This window comes from Nitrospinota bacterium, assembly GCA_016208975.1.
Classification (GTDB): domain Bacteria; phylum Nitrospinota_A; class UBA7883; order UBA7883; family JACRLM01; genus JACQXA01.
Genome location: JACQXA010000001.1, coordinates 25,282 through 42,120, shown reverse-complemented (window position 1 = coordinate 42,120; position 16,839 = coordinate 25,282). Strand labels below are relative to the sequence as shown.

At 54.5% G+C, this 16,839-nt stretch carries 9 protein-coding genes; 2 read left to right on the top strand and 7 right to left on the bottom strand.

What is annotated here, in order from left to right:
• Positions 1-24 precede the first annotated feature (24 nt).
• The 4 genes from HY751_00160 to HY751_00145 all read right to left on the bottom strand — a co-directional run bounded on the left by HY751_00160 (position 25) and on the right by HY751_00145 (position 5,561).
• Positions 25-4,329, bottom strand: coding sequence for a CoA activase (locus tag HY751_00160; protein ID MBI4664799.1), 4,305 nt, complete (start codon positions 4,327-4,329; stop codon positions 25-27).
• Between the two features lie 143 nt (positions 4,330-4,472).
• Entirely contained in the window at positions 4,473-4,667 is a 195-nt protein-coding gene (locus HY751_00155; protein MBI4664798.1) for a type II toxin-antitoxin system HicA family toxin, read from the bottom strand.
• 30 nt (positions 4,668-4,697) lie between these two features.
• Positions 4,698-4,937 carry a type II toxin-antitoxin system HicB family antitoxin gene (locus tag HY751_00150; protein ID MBI4664797.1) on the bottom strand — a complete coding sequence of 80 codons (240 nt, stop codon included), beginning with the start codon at positions 4,935-4,937 and terminating at the stop codon, positions 4,698-4,700.
• 81 nt (positions 4,938-5,018) lie between these two features.
• Positions 5,019-5,561, bottom strand: a complete 543-nt coding sequence (locus tag HY751_00145; protein ID MBI4664796.1) for a TIGR00730 family Rossman fold protein — start codon at positions 5,559-5,561, stop codon at positions 5,019-5,021.
• 75 nt (positions 5,562-5,636) lie between these two features.
• Here HY751_00145 and HY751_00140 point away from each other — a divergent pair, with 75 nt between their 5' ends.
• Positions 5,637-8,906, top strand: coding sequence for an exodeoxyribonuclease V subunit gamma (locus tag HY751_00140; GenBank protein MBI4664795.1), 3,270 nt, complete (start codon positions 5,637-5,639; stop codon positions 8,904-8,906).
• A complete protein-coding gene (locus HY751_00135; protein ID MBI4664794.1) occupies positions 8,903-12,490 on the top strand; it encodes a UvrD-helicase domain-containing protein in 3,588 nt (1,195 codons plus the stop codon). The genes HY751_00140 and HY751_00135 overlap by 4 nt, the downstream gene beginning before the upstream one ends.
• 38 nt (positions 12,491-12,528) lie before the next feature.
• On the opposite strand, the gene HY751_00130 is transcribed toward HY751_00135, so the two are convergent.
• From HY751_00130 to HY751_00120, 3 genes are all read right to left on the bottom strand, one after another.
• A complete protein-coding gene (locus HY751_00130) occupies positions 12,529-13,584 on the bottom strand; it encodes a hypothetical protein (protein ID MBI4664793.1) in 1,056 nt (351 codons plus the stop codon).
• Positions 13,585-14,043: 459 nt separating this feature from the next.
• Positions 14,044-15,501 (bottom strand): magnesium chelatase, encoded by a 1,458-nt coding sequence (locus HY751_00125; protein MBI4664792.1) that lies wholly within the window; start codon positions 15,499-15,501, stop codon positions 14,044-14,046.
• A 25-nt stretch (positions 15,502-15,526) separates the two neighbouring features.
• Entirely contained in the window at positions 15,527-16,717 is a 1,191-nt protein-coding gene (locus HY751_00120; GenBank protein MBI4664791.1) for a nitronate monooxygenase, read from the bottom strand.
• Positions 16,718-16,839 lie beyond the last annotated feature (122 nt).

The window sequence follows — 16,839 nt, the reverse complement described above, 5'->3', positions numbered from 1 at the left end:
TTTCCAGATCTCCAAATAAATAGATTACACCAAACTCTCCACCAGTCTGGAGCGGTAACGCCCCGCCTGGTACATGAAAGCTTCAAGACGGGTTTGAGCCCCCGTCTCCTCTATGCCGTCATAATCCAGATTCAGCCAGGGAATGTTGTTCCAGTCGTCCCGGACTTTTTTGGATAGCGCCGCGACAATAGTGCCCGGCATGCACGAAAACGGCATCACGTTCACCACGCCGGACAAACCTTTTTCGGCGTATTCCACAGCCTTGCCGATGCTTAGAATAGCCTCCCCCTCGAAAGTGGCGTCCATATACGGAGAAGCGTTTCTAAGGATTTCCGCGGTAGCCGCGTCTTCCCCGTTTACCAGGGAGCCGTGGAAAGGTTCGTACAACCGGTGTTCGTCTTTCTTCTGGACTCTATCCTGCATATATCCCTTAAACAGGTCAAGATATTTTTTGTCCTTTTTCGAGTTCTCCACGTACCTGTTGGTGCAGTACAAAACCCATTCGCCGATTGGGGCCAGCCACACTTCCCCGCCAAGCTCTTCGATGCGGCGGATAATGTCCCGGTTTCCGAAATTGTGACTGCGAAGGTATATCTCCCCGACAATTCCTATTATAGGCTTTCTAACCTGGATCCTGGGAATACTCTTGAACCGGTCACGGATTTCCCACATGTAGTCGAACAGCCTGGCGCTGTCTTTCTCCAGCGCGTCCACAACGCCGTCAAGGCACTGCTGGTAAACCCCGTCAGTCTCCCCTTTTCTCTGTTCATAAGGGCGGGTTTCATGCAAAAGCTTCTGGAGGATGTCCACCGCCACCACGCCGCGCCAGGTGTCCCGCCGGAATTTGGTTCCAAGCCCCCCCATTTCGCCATAACCGTTGTCCGAATCCGGCGACAGCAGGGGAACCTGCGGCATGCCCAGTTCCGTAAGGAACATTTTCTGGACCGACTGGTACTGCCCAAACCTGCACGGCCCCTGGGTGGTGGGCATGAAAAAAGCGGACTTTTCCGGATTAAAACCGGGTTCGGTGGCTTTCTTTATGATGTCGCCCGTGGTGATGGTGAAGGGGATGCACTCCTTGCCGGAGGCGTATTTAAGCCCTATGTCCAGGGAGTCCTGGTCGGACACCGGCAACATTTCCGCTGAAAGCCCGGAACCCCTCAACGCCGCCGCCAGCGCGTATCCATGGTCGCACATGTATGGCAGATACAATGTGCGCTGATGCCCGTTATTGCCGTTACGCCTTCCGTTGCTTTCAACATTGGCGTTCCCGTCGCCGTTTCCGGACGGAGCCCCACAAGCCAGCGTGGCGCCCTGCTGGTGATGGGTATTGGTTAGCGAGAATTTCACCGTGTCCACGTTTTCCAGGCTGTCGAAAAACGCTTCGCACCTGGTTATGGCCCCGGCGTCCGCCGAATGTTCGTCTATCTCCAGCGTCAGGCACGGTTTGCCCCCCAGTTTTTCTTTCACATGGTACTGGATGAAAGAGTCCGGCCCGCATTTGAAATTGGTTATAAATATGGCGTCCATGGCCGGGTCGCGCCTTATAAGGTCCGCCGCGGCCATCATCCGCTGGCCTGAGCGCCAATACATGTCCGGATTGGTGGCGGCCACATTTTTTTCGGTTATATCCAGAAAATCTATGGGTATGGCGACTTTGCCCATTTCCCTCAGTTTGCGCGGCAGGTCCATGTTTATGCCCGAGTCGCAACCGTTGTAGGGGCGGCTGATTATCACCACTGGTTTGCCCCCGCTGGCTTTGACGGACTCTATAACCTCCCTGCCCCGCTGTTTAATGGCGTCGTAAAACCCCTTTTGCGCCTTTTGCCCCTGCTCCACCGCTTGACGGATTTTTCTGTACGGCAAATTGAATTTCGCCCCTAACGTATCCGAAAGCTCTTTGGCTACGAAATCGAGCCCCCGCTGGAAATGCACCGCTGGCTCCAACAACTCCACCTTTCCCTTTTTCAGGTCCATGGCGGATTTGATGATGTAGGGCATGGCCTGGACCATGGGGCATGTGTGGCTGTTGGAGAACTTTGAATTTTCCGTGTTCACCGTGATGGTGGAGGGAAGGAAGACATAATCCACCCCTTTGTTCACCAGGTCCACCACGTGGCCATGCACGACTTTTACGGGGAAACAGGTTTCAGCCTTCACATGCTCTATGGCGTCGGCTATCACGTTCTGGTTGGTACGGCCCGAAAGGACCAGGTCGAACCCAAGGTTCTCCCAAAACGCCCGCCAGAATGGGAAATGCTCGTAAAAATAGAGGCTCCTGGGTATGCCTATGGTGGCCGTCCCTTTGCGCTCCGCCTTCTTCTGTGTCAAATAATCGCCGAACAGCATCTGGTCCCGCTCGGAGAAAAGGTCGGGCAGGGTGTTTTCTTTCTTTTTCTTCTTGTCCCCCTCGAACAACTCGCAACGCGTGCCGTAATAATGGGCCTGTTCCCCCTCAAACCTCACGCGGCTCACGTCGCAAACGTTGTCGCACGCCTTGCACTCGAAGGTGGATACTTTGTATTTTCTGTCGCGCAGGTCGAACCCGAGGAACCGGGACGGGATGTTGGAGCCATTTTTATCCCGCCATTTCCTGGCCATTATCGCCACGCCTATGGCCCCGGTAACGTCATGATGGGGCGGCACGGTTATCTTTTTGCCGGTTACGCTCTCGAACGCCGCCACCACAGCCTTGTTCCAGGCCACGCCACCCTGGAAGAGAATGTGCTCTCCAATGCGCCTGTCCCCAACCACCCGGTTGAGGTAATTTGAGACTATGGAATAGGCCAGCCCCGCCGCCAGGTCCTCTTTGTTCATCCCCTTCTGCTGGTTGCTCACCAGGTCGGACTCTATGAACACCGTGCACCGGTCACCGAACTTGCCGGGGGTCTGGGCGCCAAAAGCGGTGGAAGCGAACTCTTTTTCTATGTTCAACCCCAGCTTCTCGGCCTGCTCTTCTATGAAGGAGCCGGTGCCAGCGGCGCAAACCTTGTTCATCTCGAAATCCACCACGGCGCCGTTTTCCATGGCCACGTATTTGCTGTCCTGCCCGCCAATCTCGAACAGGGTGTCCACATCCGGGCAGAAATGTATCGAAGCGGTGGCCTGGGCGGTGATCTCGTTCCGCACCACGTCCGCCCCGGCGAAATCGCCTATCATGTACCGGCCAGACCCGGTTGTCCCAACCCCCAGCACCTTTACCTTTTCGCCAATCTCCTCCCCTATCTCCAGAAGCCCCCGGGTGACCGCCTGAATGGGGCGCGACTGGGTGCGGATGTATCTGCGGGCGAGGACGTTCATGTCCTCGTCAATCGCCACCACGTTTGTGGAAAGCGACCCTATGTCTATGCCGATGAAACAACCGGCGCGCTCTTGCCCCGCAAGTTTGCGCACGGCGGTGTTGTAGCTTTCATCGTTCTTCTCGCCGGTCAACGGTTTCATGAACCCTTTGGCCGCGTCCCTCGTGGCTTGATAGCTGGATAAGCCCGAAACCCCAGTGAACCCGGGTTTCTCCGCCGATTCCATCACCGTGAGCGCCGCGCCGATAGCTCCGGTTACGGCGTGCTCCTCCGGGATGAAGATTTCGTCCATCTCCACGCCGATCTCCTCCGACAGGGCTTTTACAACCCCGGCGTTGGCCGCCACGCCGCCGAAAAACGCCACGGGTTTCTTGAAATCCTTCCCCCGGCCCACGTTGCTCTTAAACGAACGGGCCACGGCGTAGCACAACCCGGCGATTATGTCGTAATCGGGCGTGCCTATCTGCTGGAGATGTATCATGTCCGACTTGGCGAACACGGAACAGCGCCCGGCTATCCGGGGCGGGTGTTTCGATTTAAGCGCCAGCATGCCGAACTCCTCGGCGATGCTGTACCCCATCCTGCTGGCCTGCTGGTCCAGAAAACTGCCGGTGCCGGCGGCGCAGAGGTTGTTCATTGAAAAATCCTCCAACCCCGCGCCGTTGTCCCCTTCCTTGAATATAAGGAGTTTAGAATCCTCACCACCCATTTCCACCAGGGTGCGTATGTGGGGATAAAGGGTGGTAACGGTTTTAGCCTGGGCTATTACCTCGTTCGTGAACAATCCGCCAGCAAGGGAGGCGATAAGCTCCCCTGCGGTTCCGGTAACGCCCAATCCGCCGACAGAACGGCCTTCTAAAGCCTCTAGCAGGCTTGAAAGCACAGTAATGGATGTTTTAACAGGCTGGCCGTGGGACCTTTGATAAAAACTGGCCACGATGCAGTTGTTTGGGTCAACCGCCGCGCCTTTAACGGCCACAGAGCCTATATCAAGGCCCAGGAACACAAACTCGTCTGCTCTAGCGCCCATAACCACTCCTCATTACGTCCAGTAACTCCTGGTCCAAAACCTCAAACTTAGAAGAGGTGAAGCGGCAATACAGATTCTTAAGTGAACACCATTTTGAAATAAACCTTTGAACTTTTCCTGTCAAGACATAAAAAAGTTGTGGCTCAGCGCAATTCTATAAAATCATCCACAGAAAATCCCGCTTCCTTTAATATCCGCAAGGCAAGCCCTCTGCCGATGTCGCAACCTGTATGCATCGGCACGGTAACAGACATCTTGCGCTCCTGGCTCCAGATGGTAACGATGGCTTCCCGATTGCCGATCCTCAACGAAACCTCGTGATCTAAGAAAACGTACAAGTTCCCGCGCCGACACTTGAGGCAATCGTGTCATTCAGGAACGCCTACCGTTAACTCTTCCACATGTACCAGACGCTCGTTTTGTGGGATTGCCTGGGCATTCGCCAGTAAAGAAGCTATATGTTGTTCAATTGCCTGCCGGATATCGCGTTTCGCTTCTTCAATCGTCTTTCCGTCGCTAAAACACCCCGGTAATGTGGGGCTATACGCGGAATAGCCTTCATCTTCATCCTCTTTTTCGATGACTATCTCAAAAGCGTAGTATTTCATCAGCTTCTCCACCATTACCGTCTAATCATAATAAACCTTACTCGCGCAGACTGGAATAAGCTAACTTCAAAACGCGCCAGCTTATAACCCCATGAGCGCGAAAAGCGCTTCTTCGTCCTGGCAGGTCTTCCACAATTTCTCCAGCCCCGGCCGCAAAAGCCCGTCCTGCCCGCACCGCTCGAACTGTTTTAACAGATGGTCATAAAAACCCTTATGGTTCACTATTATCACCGGCTTGATGTGGATGCCGAGATATTTCCAGGTCATCATCTCCAGCGTCTCCTCCAGTGTGCCAAGCCCGCCGGGCAGGCACACCAGAGCGTCGGAAATCCCGAACATGGCTTTTTTCCGGCTATGCATGTCTTCCGTCACTACAAGATGGGTAAGGCTCTCGTGGACCACTTCGTCCAGCATCAGGTTTTTTGGAATAACGCCGGTCACGCGCCCTCCGTTCGCCAGCGCCGCGTTGGCCATGGCCCCCATCATGCCTATGCTGGCCCCGCCGTAAACCAGATGGACCCCTTTTTCCGCCAGGCCGCGCCCCACCCGCTCCGCCAGATCCATGGCCCATTCCGGCGCCGCCGTGCTGGAGCCGCAGAACACGCAAACCGATTTTACCCCCATCCGGAAATTATAACCCGCAATCGGTTGTGTGGTTGATGGTTTGATATAAAAACCGGGGGCCTTATAATCCTCTGTATGTCTGAAAAACCAGGTTTGATAATTTACCCCACGGCTCACCGGCTGGCCTCCGCCCTGAGGGAGCGGTTGAGCGCCCCCGGAAATTCAGCGCTGGCCGGCGGCGGCCTTATGACCATAGGCGAGTTCGAGAAGAAACTTCAGGAAGAGATTCTAATCCCGCTGAACATAATTCCACCTGTGGCCCGCTCCATCCTCATCATGCGCGTCGTATCGGGCTTCTACACCAAGCGTAAAGGTGGCGCGTTCGAAGGCTCTTTAAGGTTCAAAGGTTTTTACGACACAATCCTCTCTTTTTTCGACGAGCTGGGCGCTGGCCTGATTCAACCAGACGACCTGAACGCCATTAAAGGTTATGCGGACGGCAAGGAAGATGAGTTGGCGGGGATTTATCAACTATATCGCGCTGAACTTGGCAAGCTGGGGTTCGCGGACACCGGCATGGCCCGCAAAGCCTTGGTGGAAGCGGTAGCCAACGGCGAGGCGTATGGACGGCCCACCCTTTCGCGCTACGGCTCCATCACATTGAGGGATATTTACCAGTTCACTCCATACCGGTTCGAGCTGTTCCGCCGGATCGCCAAAACCATTCCGGTGAAAATTGTGGCCCCCACGCCCGATGACCGTAGGAAAGCTTTCGGATACATCGTCACCAACATGGAGAAGTACGAAAACCTGGGAGACGCCGAGGGTCTTCTGGAAATCGAGTGGGAAGAGCCATGCGAGGGGCCGCTGGCCTCGTTTTCCAAAAAACTTTTCGATCTGGCCCCGCCATCGCCGGAACAAAACACGGAAACCGCTAACTGCCCCGTAACCATAATCAAATGCCCCGGCCGCTACCGCGAGGTGGAGGAGGCAGGGCTGGCCATTCTAAAGTTAATGGCCGAGGATGGGCATGACTATAGCGATTACTGCCTTGTCACCCGGGATGTGAACGCTTACGCGCCGCTTATAGAAGATGTTTTCGGCAGATACGCCATACCGTTTCATTTCAGGCGGGGTATAAGGTTGGCCACCAACCCGCTGGTAATATCCGTGATGTCCATTTTCAAGTCCATCGAAAGCGGTTATGAACGTGACGCAGTTCTGGATATTGTCCTATCCCCCTATTTCCAGACATTCTCGGACATAGAGCCTTCCGTGGCCAAAAGTCTGGCGCTTTCATCAAAAATCATTGATGGCTCCACCCGGCATTGGATATCCAAGCTGAAAAAGGGAATCGCCAAGTTTAAAGAAGCAGAGCGGGAACCGGCGGAGAGGGCCCGATACGCCATCGAATCCCTGCTCCACAGGCTGGACGATTTACAAAGCCAGAGCCGCGCGGCCCCGTTTCTGGACACGCTGGCGGAGATACTGCATTTCCTCAAGATAAACCCGGAGCCTCCAGATGGCATGCCAATGGCCGAGCGGGTCCGGTTCCGGGACTACAACGCCCACGCCCAGTTGCTGGAAATATTGCGGGAAGCCAGGCTGGCGGTGGAATCGCTGAACGCGCAAAACGCGCCGCTGGGGTTTTTGGCCCTGCGGAACCTTTTCACGGAGCAGGTGGAAAGCCGTTATGTTCCCGAACCGGGCGCGGCAAACCAGAACCGGGTGGCTACGCTGAACCCGCACGATATTGTGGGAAGCCGCTACCAGGTGGTGTTCGCGCTTGGTCTTACGGAAGGGGAGTTCCCTGCATTTCCGCAAGTGTCCTCGCTACTCAACGAAGATGAACGGATGCGGTTCAACGCCATTCACGCCGAGGTTATCAAAAAACATGACCCTGCCATTGTGAAAGGCCGACGGGTGTTCGACCGGTGGGCGGAAAAGTGGCAGGAACAGTCGCTCCTGTTTTTCCAGACGGCCCGTTGCGCCGGAAAACGGCTGTGCCTTTCATTCAGCGAATTCGAGCTAAATGGCGAGCCGTTGCTAAAATCACAATTCATTGAAGACTCGCTGGAGGCCCTATACCCCGCGTTATCTCCGGAGGATCGGGAGAAACATATTTTCCACGCCGCCGCCAGGGCGATGGATGATGCGTATGATGAAACCCCTCCTGACGAGGAAGAGACCACAGCCCGGCTTATCCATCGCCTGTTTAATCCTGATGCTGATCATGAAAAGCTTGCAGGCATACTTTCAAGCTTCGCCATGGACGATAACCGGTGGAGCAAGCTGGTAACGTTGCTGGGGATTTCCTCCATCGAGTGGGAGCGGGACCGTTATTTCGCAAGCTCCGGGCAATCGAAGGGCGTGGAGCAGATAACCCCGTTCAATGGGCTTCTGGTTGGTTGCGAAGATATTTTCGCCCAATTTATGGAGCGCGGCAGGGAAAGAAGATACACACCAACGGACTTGGAAAAATACGGCCAGTGCCCTTTCAGGTTCTTCGCCTCACGGGCGCTGGGGCTGGAACCGGTGGAGGAGCCAGCCGAGGAGCTGGACGCGAAAAGCGCCGGGAACCTTATGCACCTCATTCTTGAAAATTTCTATTCAAAACGCATAGCATTTGGGCCAACACCCCTGACAGGCTCTGAAGATGAACTGAACAACCTGTTGGAATCGGCGGAAGAAGTTTTCCGCCGGTTTGAGGAGGAGGACAACACCGGCGACCCCGCGGTGTGGCGTATAGAAATTAGAAGGACCATCCACTTACTTCGACATATATTCCGCATAGAGGCGGAGGAGCAGAAGGCCAGTGGATTTTATCCCGTGGCGGTGGAAGCGCCGTTTGATATAAAGAGCAGGGACAAGCGGAAAAAGCTATATCCACCTTTGGCGTTCCAAATATCCAAACTGGGCGAGAGGCTGTTATGCGGAATCATAGACCGGATAGACATCAACCGGCAAAAGAATGAGTTGAGGGTCATTGATTATAAGAACAGCTCCAACAAAACAAAATACAGGAAGCTGGTAAAACGGGAAGAGATGGGAGCGACATCGTTCCAACAGCCTGTTTATATGATGCTGGCAAAACGGTTCACGCTGGGACGGGGACACCTGACTGGAGCGCCCAAAGCGCAAGGCGGATACAGGCTTCTTAAAGCCAAAGCGCTCAAGGACTCTTTTGTGATGGCGGACACGGCGGATGACGGCGTTTTTTTAAACGAGCCGGGTGCCGTTAATCCTCAAGAGTCCCCGAAAACTTTCATATCCATATTGTCCGGCGTTGTGGAAAAAATCGAATCCGGCGTTTTCCCTGTCAGCCCCAGGGATTGTGAATTTTGCGAATTCCCCGGCCTGTGCCGTTTCACAAAAGCGTTTGTCGAGGAGCAGGAAGAGGAATGACCAGCGGCCAAAACATTTTCGACGCAATAAAAGCCTGCGAGACGGACATGGCCGTTATGGCCGGAGCCGGAACGGGAAAGACCCACGCGCTGGTCATAAAATATCTAGGCGAACTGGAGAAGGCGGATAAAAAGGGTTTCACCCGGCTGGATCAGCTGGCCGCTATCACATTCACCGAGAAAGCCGCGGCGGAAATGAAAGGGCGCGTCCGCGACAAGCTGACCGTAAGAATTGAGGAGCTTCGCAAAACCGCCGGGCTGGAAGGTTCCGCCGCCAACCTGGCCCAAAACGATCCGGACAGGAAACACGAGGCCAGACTTGCGGCCCATCTCATTTTGCAACGCCAATCGCTCCAGAGCGCCTACATATCCACCATCCATTCGTTCTGCGCCCGTTTGCTTAAGGAAAATCCGGCCCCGGCCGGAGTGGATCCCAACTTCAAGGTGATAGACGAGAACCAGGCCGGCGCCATGCTTGGCGCCGCCACCCAAAAAGTCATTTTTGGAAGTCTTAGGGCGGGAGACAAGGATGTAGAACGGCTGGCACTGTGTTTTGGGTATTCCAGGAAAGGCCAGTTTGAAAAAGGGCTGAGGGAAATGGTGGTAAGCCTGATTCCATTGATGCGTGTGGCGAACAAATCTCCAGAAGAATTGGTAAGGCGATACAGGGAGCTGGCCGAGAAAGACGGCGCCGCCGCGACAGCTTCCATCAAAGAGATGGCGGAGTTATTGCCCGTTCTGCTCGGTTACAAAAAGGGTTCAAAAGAGTTCAAGACAGCCTTGGAGATAGAGGCTGTTGGCAACGACCTGTTAAGTGGATCGGGGCCTTCGTTCATCATCGCGGTTAAGGCCCTCGATTGGGCGGATGATCTGGAGAAAGCCATCAATGGAAGGAAGGATAAATCGGACACGGACCACGCCGGGGGTAAACGGGCTGTCAGCCTGCTCCGCTCAATAGCGTCGCCGGTGGTGGAAAATGAAATAACGAGGGATGTTGAACGGGTGGCATCGTTGCTGTCGCAGGTCTTGCGGGAATACGGCGACATGAAGGCCCAGGTGTCCGCCCTGGATTATGAAGACCTCGAAGAGCGGGCGTTAAAACTTTTATCCCCCGGCTCGGCCATACGCGCCCAATACGCCGCCCAGTTCCACCGGGTTATGGTGGACGAGTTTCAGGACATCAACGCGCTTCAGAAGGAAATTATTTACTCCATCGCCCCGCCGGGCAGTGGAAAACTTTTCATCGTTGGAGACATCAAGCAATCCATATACGGTTTCCGGGGAGCCGACGTGATGGTCTTCAAGGAGACGGCGGACGAGATAGAGAATAAAGGTGGAACGCGATTCCACCTTGTGGAAAGCAGGCGAAGCGCCCCCGCGCTAATCAATTTTACCAACAACCTCTTCAGCGCCATAATGACAGGTGGCGAGGGCAAAATACCGTTCAACAAGGAAAAGGACTCCTTGACCCCCCACAGAAGCGTGAATCCGGAGCGGGCTGGCGTCACATGGCTCAACCTGCCCGACAGTTCCAACGCCGGGCAGGCGCGGGCGCAAGAGGCCCAAGCTCTGGCCACGTTCTTCAAAGAAGAGATCGGCGGCGGAACGATGACCGTGGAGGACTCGGGAAAAATCCGCAACGCGCATTATGGGGACATTGCTCTTCTACTTCGCCGTTTTTCTTACCTGGAGGCTTACGAAAACGCTTTCAGGCTGGCTGGCGTGCCCTATTCCGTGGTGCGGGGTAAGGGGTTTTACGCCGCCCAGGAAATCATCGACATGATTAGTCTGCTTTCGTTTCTTGATAATACGGCGGACTCACTTTCTTTGATGAACGTTCTACGGTCGCCATTGGTGGGAATGAGCGAGGCGGGGCTTTTCCGGTTGCGCAGGGACGAAACGGCTATGGCGCGTCCGCTGGAGACGGTGTTAAGCCCCACTGCCCCGGCTCCACAACTGGGTGATGAGGAAGACACCCGGAAATTCATCCGCTTCCGGGAACGGGCCGCCAAATGGATGAAGGCCAAGAGTCGGCTCACCATCTCCGAAATGATAGAGACTTTGCTTGGGGATACCGGTTACGGGGCGGTTATGATGAGCCGGTACCAGGGGGAACAGAGGGTTGGCAACCTCTCCAAGCTTATAGAGCAGGCGCGGATGGCGGAACGGAACGGCGCTGGCATGCCGGATTTCATCCGGTCGCTTAAAAAACTGGCGGACCGGGGTGGCGAAAAAGAGCCCGCCGCCGGAGCAATTTCCAAAGACAACAACCGGCTGGCCATAATGACCATCCACCAGAGCAAGGGGCTGGAATTTCCCGTGGTGGCGCTGGCGGATTTAAATTTCACTAACTCAAAAAACGGCGGCAGGGTGAACATCCATCCCCGAAGCGGCATTTTCATGCGCTATTACCTTGAAGAGGAAATGGACTGGGTGAAGGGGCCGGTTTACCGCGAAATGGACGCGCAGGCCAAAACCGCCGAAGATGAAGAGAGCAAACGCCTCTTTTACGTTGCCACCACCAGGGCAAGGGATCACCTGATAATAACCGGCGGTACTGGCTCGAAAAAAACAGGCGGATGGATTGGAATGGCGGAGTTGCAAAAAATGAAAGATGCCGAAAATACAGCTTTCAAAAGTGTGGAGTCCGCTGGCTTTGAGAGTACAGCCACATATGAGGCCATGCCCGGGTTGGCCAGTGACATCATTAACGGCTGGCGGCCCGATCCTCCATCCGCTCCGCAGACGCCAAAACAGGCGCGGCGAATAAAGCCATTCATCAACCTTACAGTAACCGAACTGGCAACGCTCAATTACTGCCCCAGGCTTTATTATTACCAGTACGCCATGGAGCTTCCCGGCGCCTCCAGGGAAGTTGATGCGGCGTTCTGGGAAGAGCCGGAAAAACCCGCCGGGCCGGACCCGGTGGAACTTGGAACAAGGTTTCACAATCTGCTCGAAAAGCTGGATCCCGCAGACACGGATTTCGAAAACACCGTAGAGTCGGCTGTAAACGGGCGTTTCGGCGACATGCCTGCAAGTTTCAGGCAAACCGTGTCGGGTATCACTGTTGAAGCCTTTTCATCGAAGCCGTTATCAAGGCTCCGGAAGCGCCGTGATGTCTGGATAACCAGAGAAGCCCCATTGGCTATAAGATTCTCCAACGATGGGGCTGACATCATATCCCGTGGCACGGCGGACCTTTTCTTCGTGGACGAAACCGGCCCCTGCCTGGTGGACTATAAATTCGCCCGCAAGCGGGGGGATAATTCCATCCATACCTTCCAGATGGAGATGTATTCGGCGGCGTTGATGGCCGCTTATGGTTTAAAGGAACTGGATTGCGCCATCCTATACCTGGGTGGGAAGAAGCTTGAAACGGAGAGCTTGAACGTAAATTCAGCGAGATATGGAAATATCAAAAATTCGGTTTTAAGGCTTGCGGAGTTGGTGGCGGCGATGGAAGGCTCACCCGAAAAAGACTGGCCTGTGATTGATGTGAAAACCTGTTCGGCGTCGGGTTGCAGGTTTAAAACCCGCTGTTTCCCCGGCGGCAGGGAGGATGTTCATGCTTCCGGCGATTGAACAGGGTCTGCCGCAGGGGACCAACGGGTTTTCTTAACTCATACTTTGGCCGCAAACGCTCCGGATTCCGTCGCCGGGCTTAAGGAAGCCGAATAAGCCGAGCCAGCTTTGCTGGTTTTCATTCCGGCGGCCGCGTCGTTCATGAAGGTGTCCTGCACCGAGACTTTCTGTTTCTCGAAAGACTCCTCGGCGGAAACACCCTTGTCCTCGGCGCCGCCTTCGCTATCTTTTCCATCCTGCGTCTTGAAGACGTTATCGGAAGTGGATCCGAATATAGGAATTTCCCCGCTTCCTTTCTTCGTGTCTTCCTGGCCCATTACGGTTGGCTCGGAAGATACCTGGGCATTCTCTTCTCCCATCAACGCCGGTTCGGAAGATACCTGGGCATTCTCCTGACCCATAACTGATGGTTCAGAGGACACCTGCGCGTTCTCTTCTCCCATCAACGAAGGTTCGGGAGCGCTGGCGGTTTCGGGCTGTTTATTTGTCAGCAGATACTTGTTGAACTCCTGGTGCATTTCGGCCATGTTGGCCTGAAATGCCACCTGGCTTGTTACCGAAACGAACTTGGTGGCCGCAAAATCGTAGGGTTCCCTGGAGAAACCTATCCTCGGCCTGCCGTATGCGTCATACTGCTGGGTGAAATTGATCTCTTTATGGTTAACCTGACGCCCCTCCTCCTGGGTGGGAATGGGGTCGTTGCTTATACTTGTTTGTTTCTCAGGTGTCATGTTCACCTGGACTTCCACATAACCGCCGGGGGCTCCCTTCCAGGCGCTGGTGTCGAACCTGGCGGTAAGGCCGTTGGCGCCCAGTTCACCCCTGGCTATGTTTGTCCCCTTTGGGCCGTCCTTACTATTTCCGGAACCGGGCAAGGGTATGGATTCGGCGGGCTTCTTTTCCCCCAGGGCCGGCATGGGCTTAATATCTCCGCCACCGGTGGACAGTTTGAACTCCACCCGGTCGTGGGGTTTGGGTATGAAAATGGCCTGTTCCGCTATGGAAGGGGCGACCTTGTGCTGTCGTGAACTCAGCCCCAGCCTCTGTATTGGCTGATTGGCGCTGAACTTTGTGTTTGGCAGTCCCAAACTCATGGCTACTTTATTTCAACCTCCGTGTTGCGCAGGCGTCCCTTTATCCATCCTGGATGGGATCGGCCAGCTCATATCCTTTGAGCTTAAACCTCTTGCGTCTTCACCAGCCTGTTACCGGGCCGGCTTACTAACTTTACGGAGTGTTAAGGCAAAATCTTTAGGGGAAAGGTGGATCAATGTTAAATTTTGGTGGTGTCTCAGTTTGAATCTCAAATAATAGAAAGATCCTTCACTTCGCTTGCGCTTCGCTCAGGATGACAATGTTATCAACGGCTTTTATATTGTCATTCTGAGCGTAAGTGAAGAATCTCCCCTGTACTTTCAAACTTAGACACTACCTAAATTTTATGTAGCCGGAAGCTCTATTACTATATTTTCAATATGTTACGGCGCTATTAGTAATAGATAAATATCCACAAAACCGTAACGGCCCGAAGCGGATTCCTGGAGTTTTGGCGGTTACTGGGGCTGGTTGCGATAGGTGGTCATCTCCCCAATCTTCTTTCGGGAGATTTTTCCGTTGAGGGTAAGCCCTTCCAGAATGAATTCCACGCAAGAGGCGCGCATGGGGTCATTCTGATCAGCTCCCAGTGTATGGGCGGGCTCCCATAGCTGGGGGAATTTGGATATAACCTCCCGGTAATGGGCGGAGGGTGTCATGTCCCCCACTTCCACGGCTCCATTTTTGGCGCCGAAATCAGGGGTCATCCCCGCCAGCGATTCCTTGTCGAACTTTTCGTTGAACACTTTTAATATGGCCGATTCGATTATCCGGCCCAGCGCATCCTCTTGGGATAGTGAGTCTTCCCGAAACGGGTCCAGCTCTATCTTGCCGGAAGATGATGTATATAGATAACCAAGGTCCGAGATTCTTGGCGTGATTATCTTTTCGCCCAGTGTAATGGCCCGCCGCCGGGCGTTGGCCACCACAATCTCGTAATTGGCTATGGAAAGCCGGGCCGACACGCCGGACCGGTGGTTCACATAAGGCGAGTTTCGCGCCTCGATGGTTATCTGCTCCACTATTTCTTTAACAAAGCCCGGACATGCCAGTTCGTACCCTTCCCCCACGTCCATCTTGGACTCCTGCTCCATAATGGCCACACCTGTTTCGCGGCTCAAGGGGTAATGGGTGCGGATCTCGGAGCCTATCCGGTCCTTCAACTGGCTGATTATTTTACCGGGACGGGAATAGTCCTCCGGGTTGGCGCTGAAAACCAACAGCACGTCCAGCGGAAACCGGATGGGATAGCCTCGTATCTGGATGTCCCGTTCCTCCAATATGTTAAAAAGCGACACCTGGATAAGATATTCCAGGTCCGGCAGTTCATTGATGGCGAATATACCCCGGTTCATCCGGGGTATCAGCCCGAAATGCAGGGCCGCTTCGGAAGAAAGGGCCGCCCCTTCGGCCACCTTGGAAGGATCCAGGTCGCCAATAAGGTCGGCTATTTTCGTGCCTGGGCTCAACCGTTCGCCATAGCGCATGTCCCGGTGTATCCAGTTTAGCTCCACAATATCGCCATGCTCGGCCACCTTATGTTTGCAGGCGCGGCAGATGGGATTATAGGGGTTATCGTTTATCTCGCAACCGGAAATGGCGGGGATGCGCTCATCCAGAAACCGGGTGAGAGAACGCATGATGCGGGTTTTGGCCTGCCCCTTTTCCCCCAGCAGGATGATATCGTGATGGGACAGGATGGCGTTTACGATTTGGGGCAGGACGGTGTTTTCATAACCCTGAACCCCCGGGAAAAGCTCCTCCCCCGCCTCCATGGCGCGGATGAGGTTCCTCTCCAATTCTTCTTTAACGGGGAGGATTTGGTAGCCGTTCTCCTTGAGTTCGCCAATAGTCCTGGGAAGTTTTGCATGACTCTCCACAGGCCACCTCCAAGAGAAACGCTCCGGGCGCTTCATCAAGCGCCGGAGTGGTTTTACATGGTTACAGGGCCGCGGCGGCCACCTGTGAGGGGGATATTACGCCAGGCTCACCCTCCTCAAGACGCCGCATCAGTTCTTTCACCGACAGGATTTCCTTTATTATGCCCGGTTTCCCCACGTTAGAGCCCGCAAAGAACAGCCCTTCCTCGTAATTGTTCCTCAACGCCTCGGTAAGATGATAGAGGATGCAATAGATGGACTTTTGCTTGTCGCAACTGGCCAGGCACGCCGAGGGACAGTCGTGCTCTTCATTCACCATGTCCACGTTGGCATAAGCGTATCGTTTGGAAAACGGCGTGGCGATGGCCCTGCCGGGAAGACCAGCCGGGCTCCGTTCCAGTATCGTGGGGATGTTGTTGTCCATATAAAGCTTTTTGAACAGCGGTATGCCGCCGAACTCCGCTCCCGCCTCGTGGGTTAGAACGAACCTGGAGGACATCTGCACCCCTTGCGCCCCCCACGAAAGGTACTTAAGGATATCCACCTTGTCCCACACGCCTCCAGCGGCGATTACCGGCACGTCCTGCAACCCGTTTTCGTCCAACAGTTGACGGACGCCGCCTATAACTTCCTCCGGCTGATTCGCCCCAGCGGCTATCTCCGAAAGATCGCCACCCTGATGCCCGCCGGAATGATGTATGGATTCATATACGATAGCGTCTGGCGGCCTATGGCGGGAAAGCCACCGGCGAACCATTACACGGGCCGCTTTAACCGATGAGATGATGGGGGCTATCATAGTGTCCGGGAATTTGGAGACTATGTCCGGCAACGCCATGGGAAGCCCGGCGCCAGCCACGATAAGGTCCACTCCGGCCTTGGCGGCGTTATATGCCAGATCCTTGAAATCGTTCACCGCCACCATTATGTTCACGCCAACGAAACCGTTGTTGCATTTTTTCTTTGTGTCGGCTATCCAGTCCATCAGGGCCAGGCTGTTGGCCTCGAAAGGCTTTTTATCAACGTATTTATTCAAGATAACTTGGAATGGGTATCCTAGAGCCACACCCGTAATCACGCCGCCACCGCCTTCGTTAGTGATGGCCGCCGCTAATTCGGGGCCGGTGACCCCCACTCCCATGCCACCATTGATGACCGGAGTTCGCAGAACTATCTCCCTGGTAGAGTCAGGATGATGGCTCCTTATAGTGAGAGGAGGCAATGGCTGGGTGATATTCTGGAGGTCAGTCAATGTTAAATGCCTTGTTGTTTGTATTGATGATATTCGCCAGGCGGTAACTAACCGGACGGCGTTAGTTAACTAAAATGATATTCCATCCGGGGGGAAGCATGCAATCAAATTCGGGTAAACGG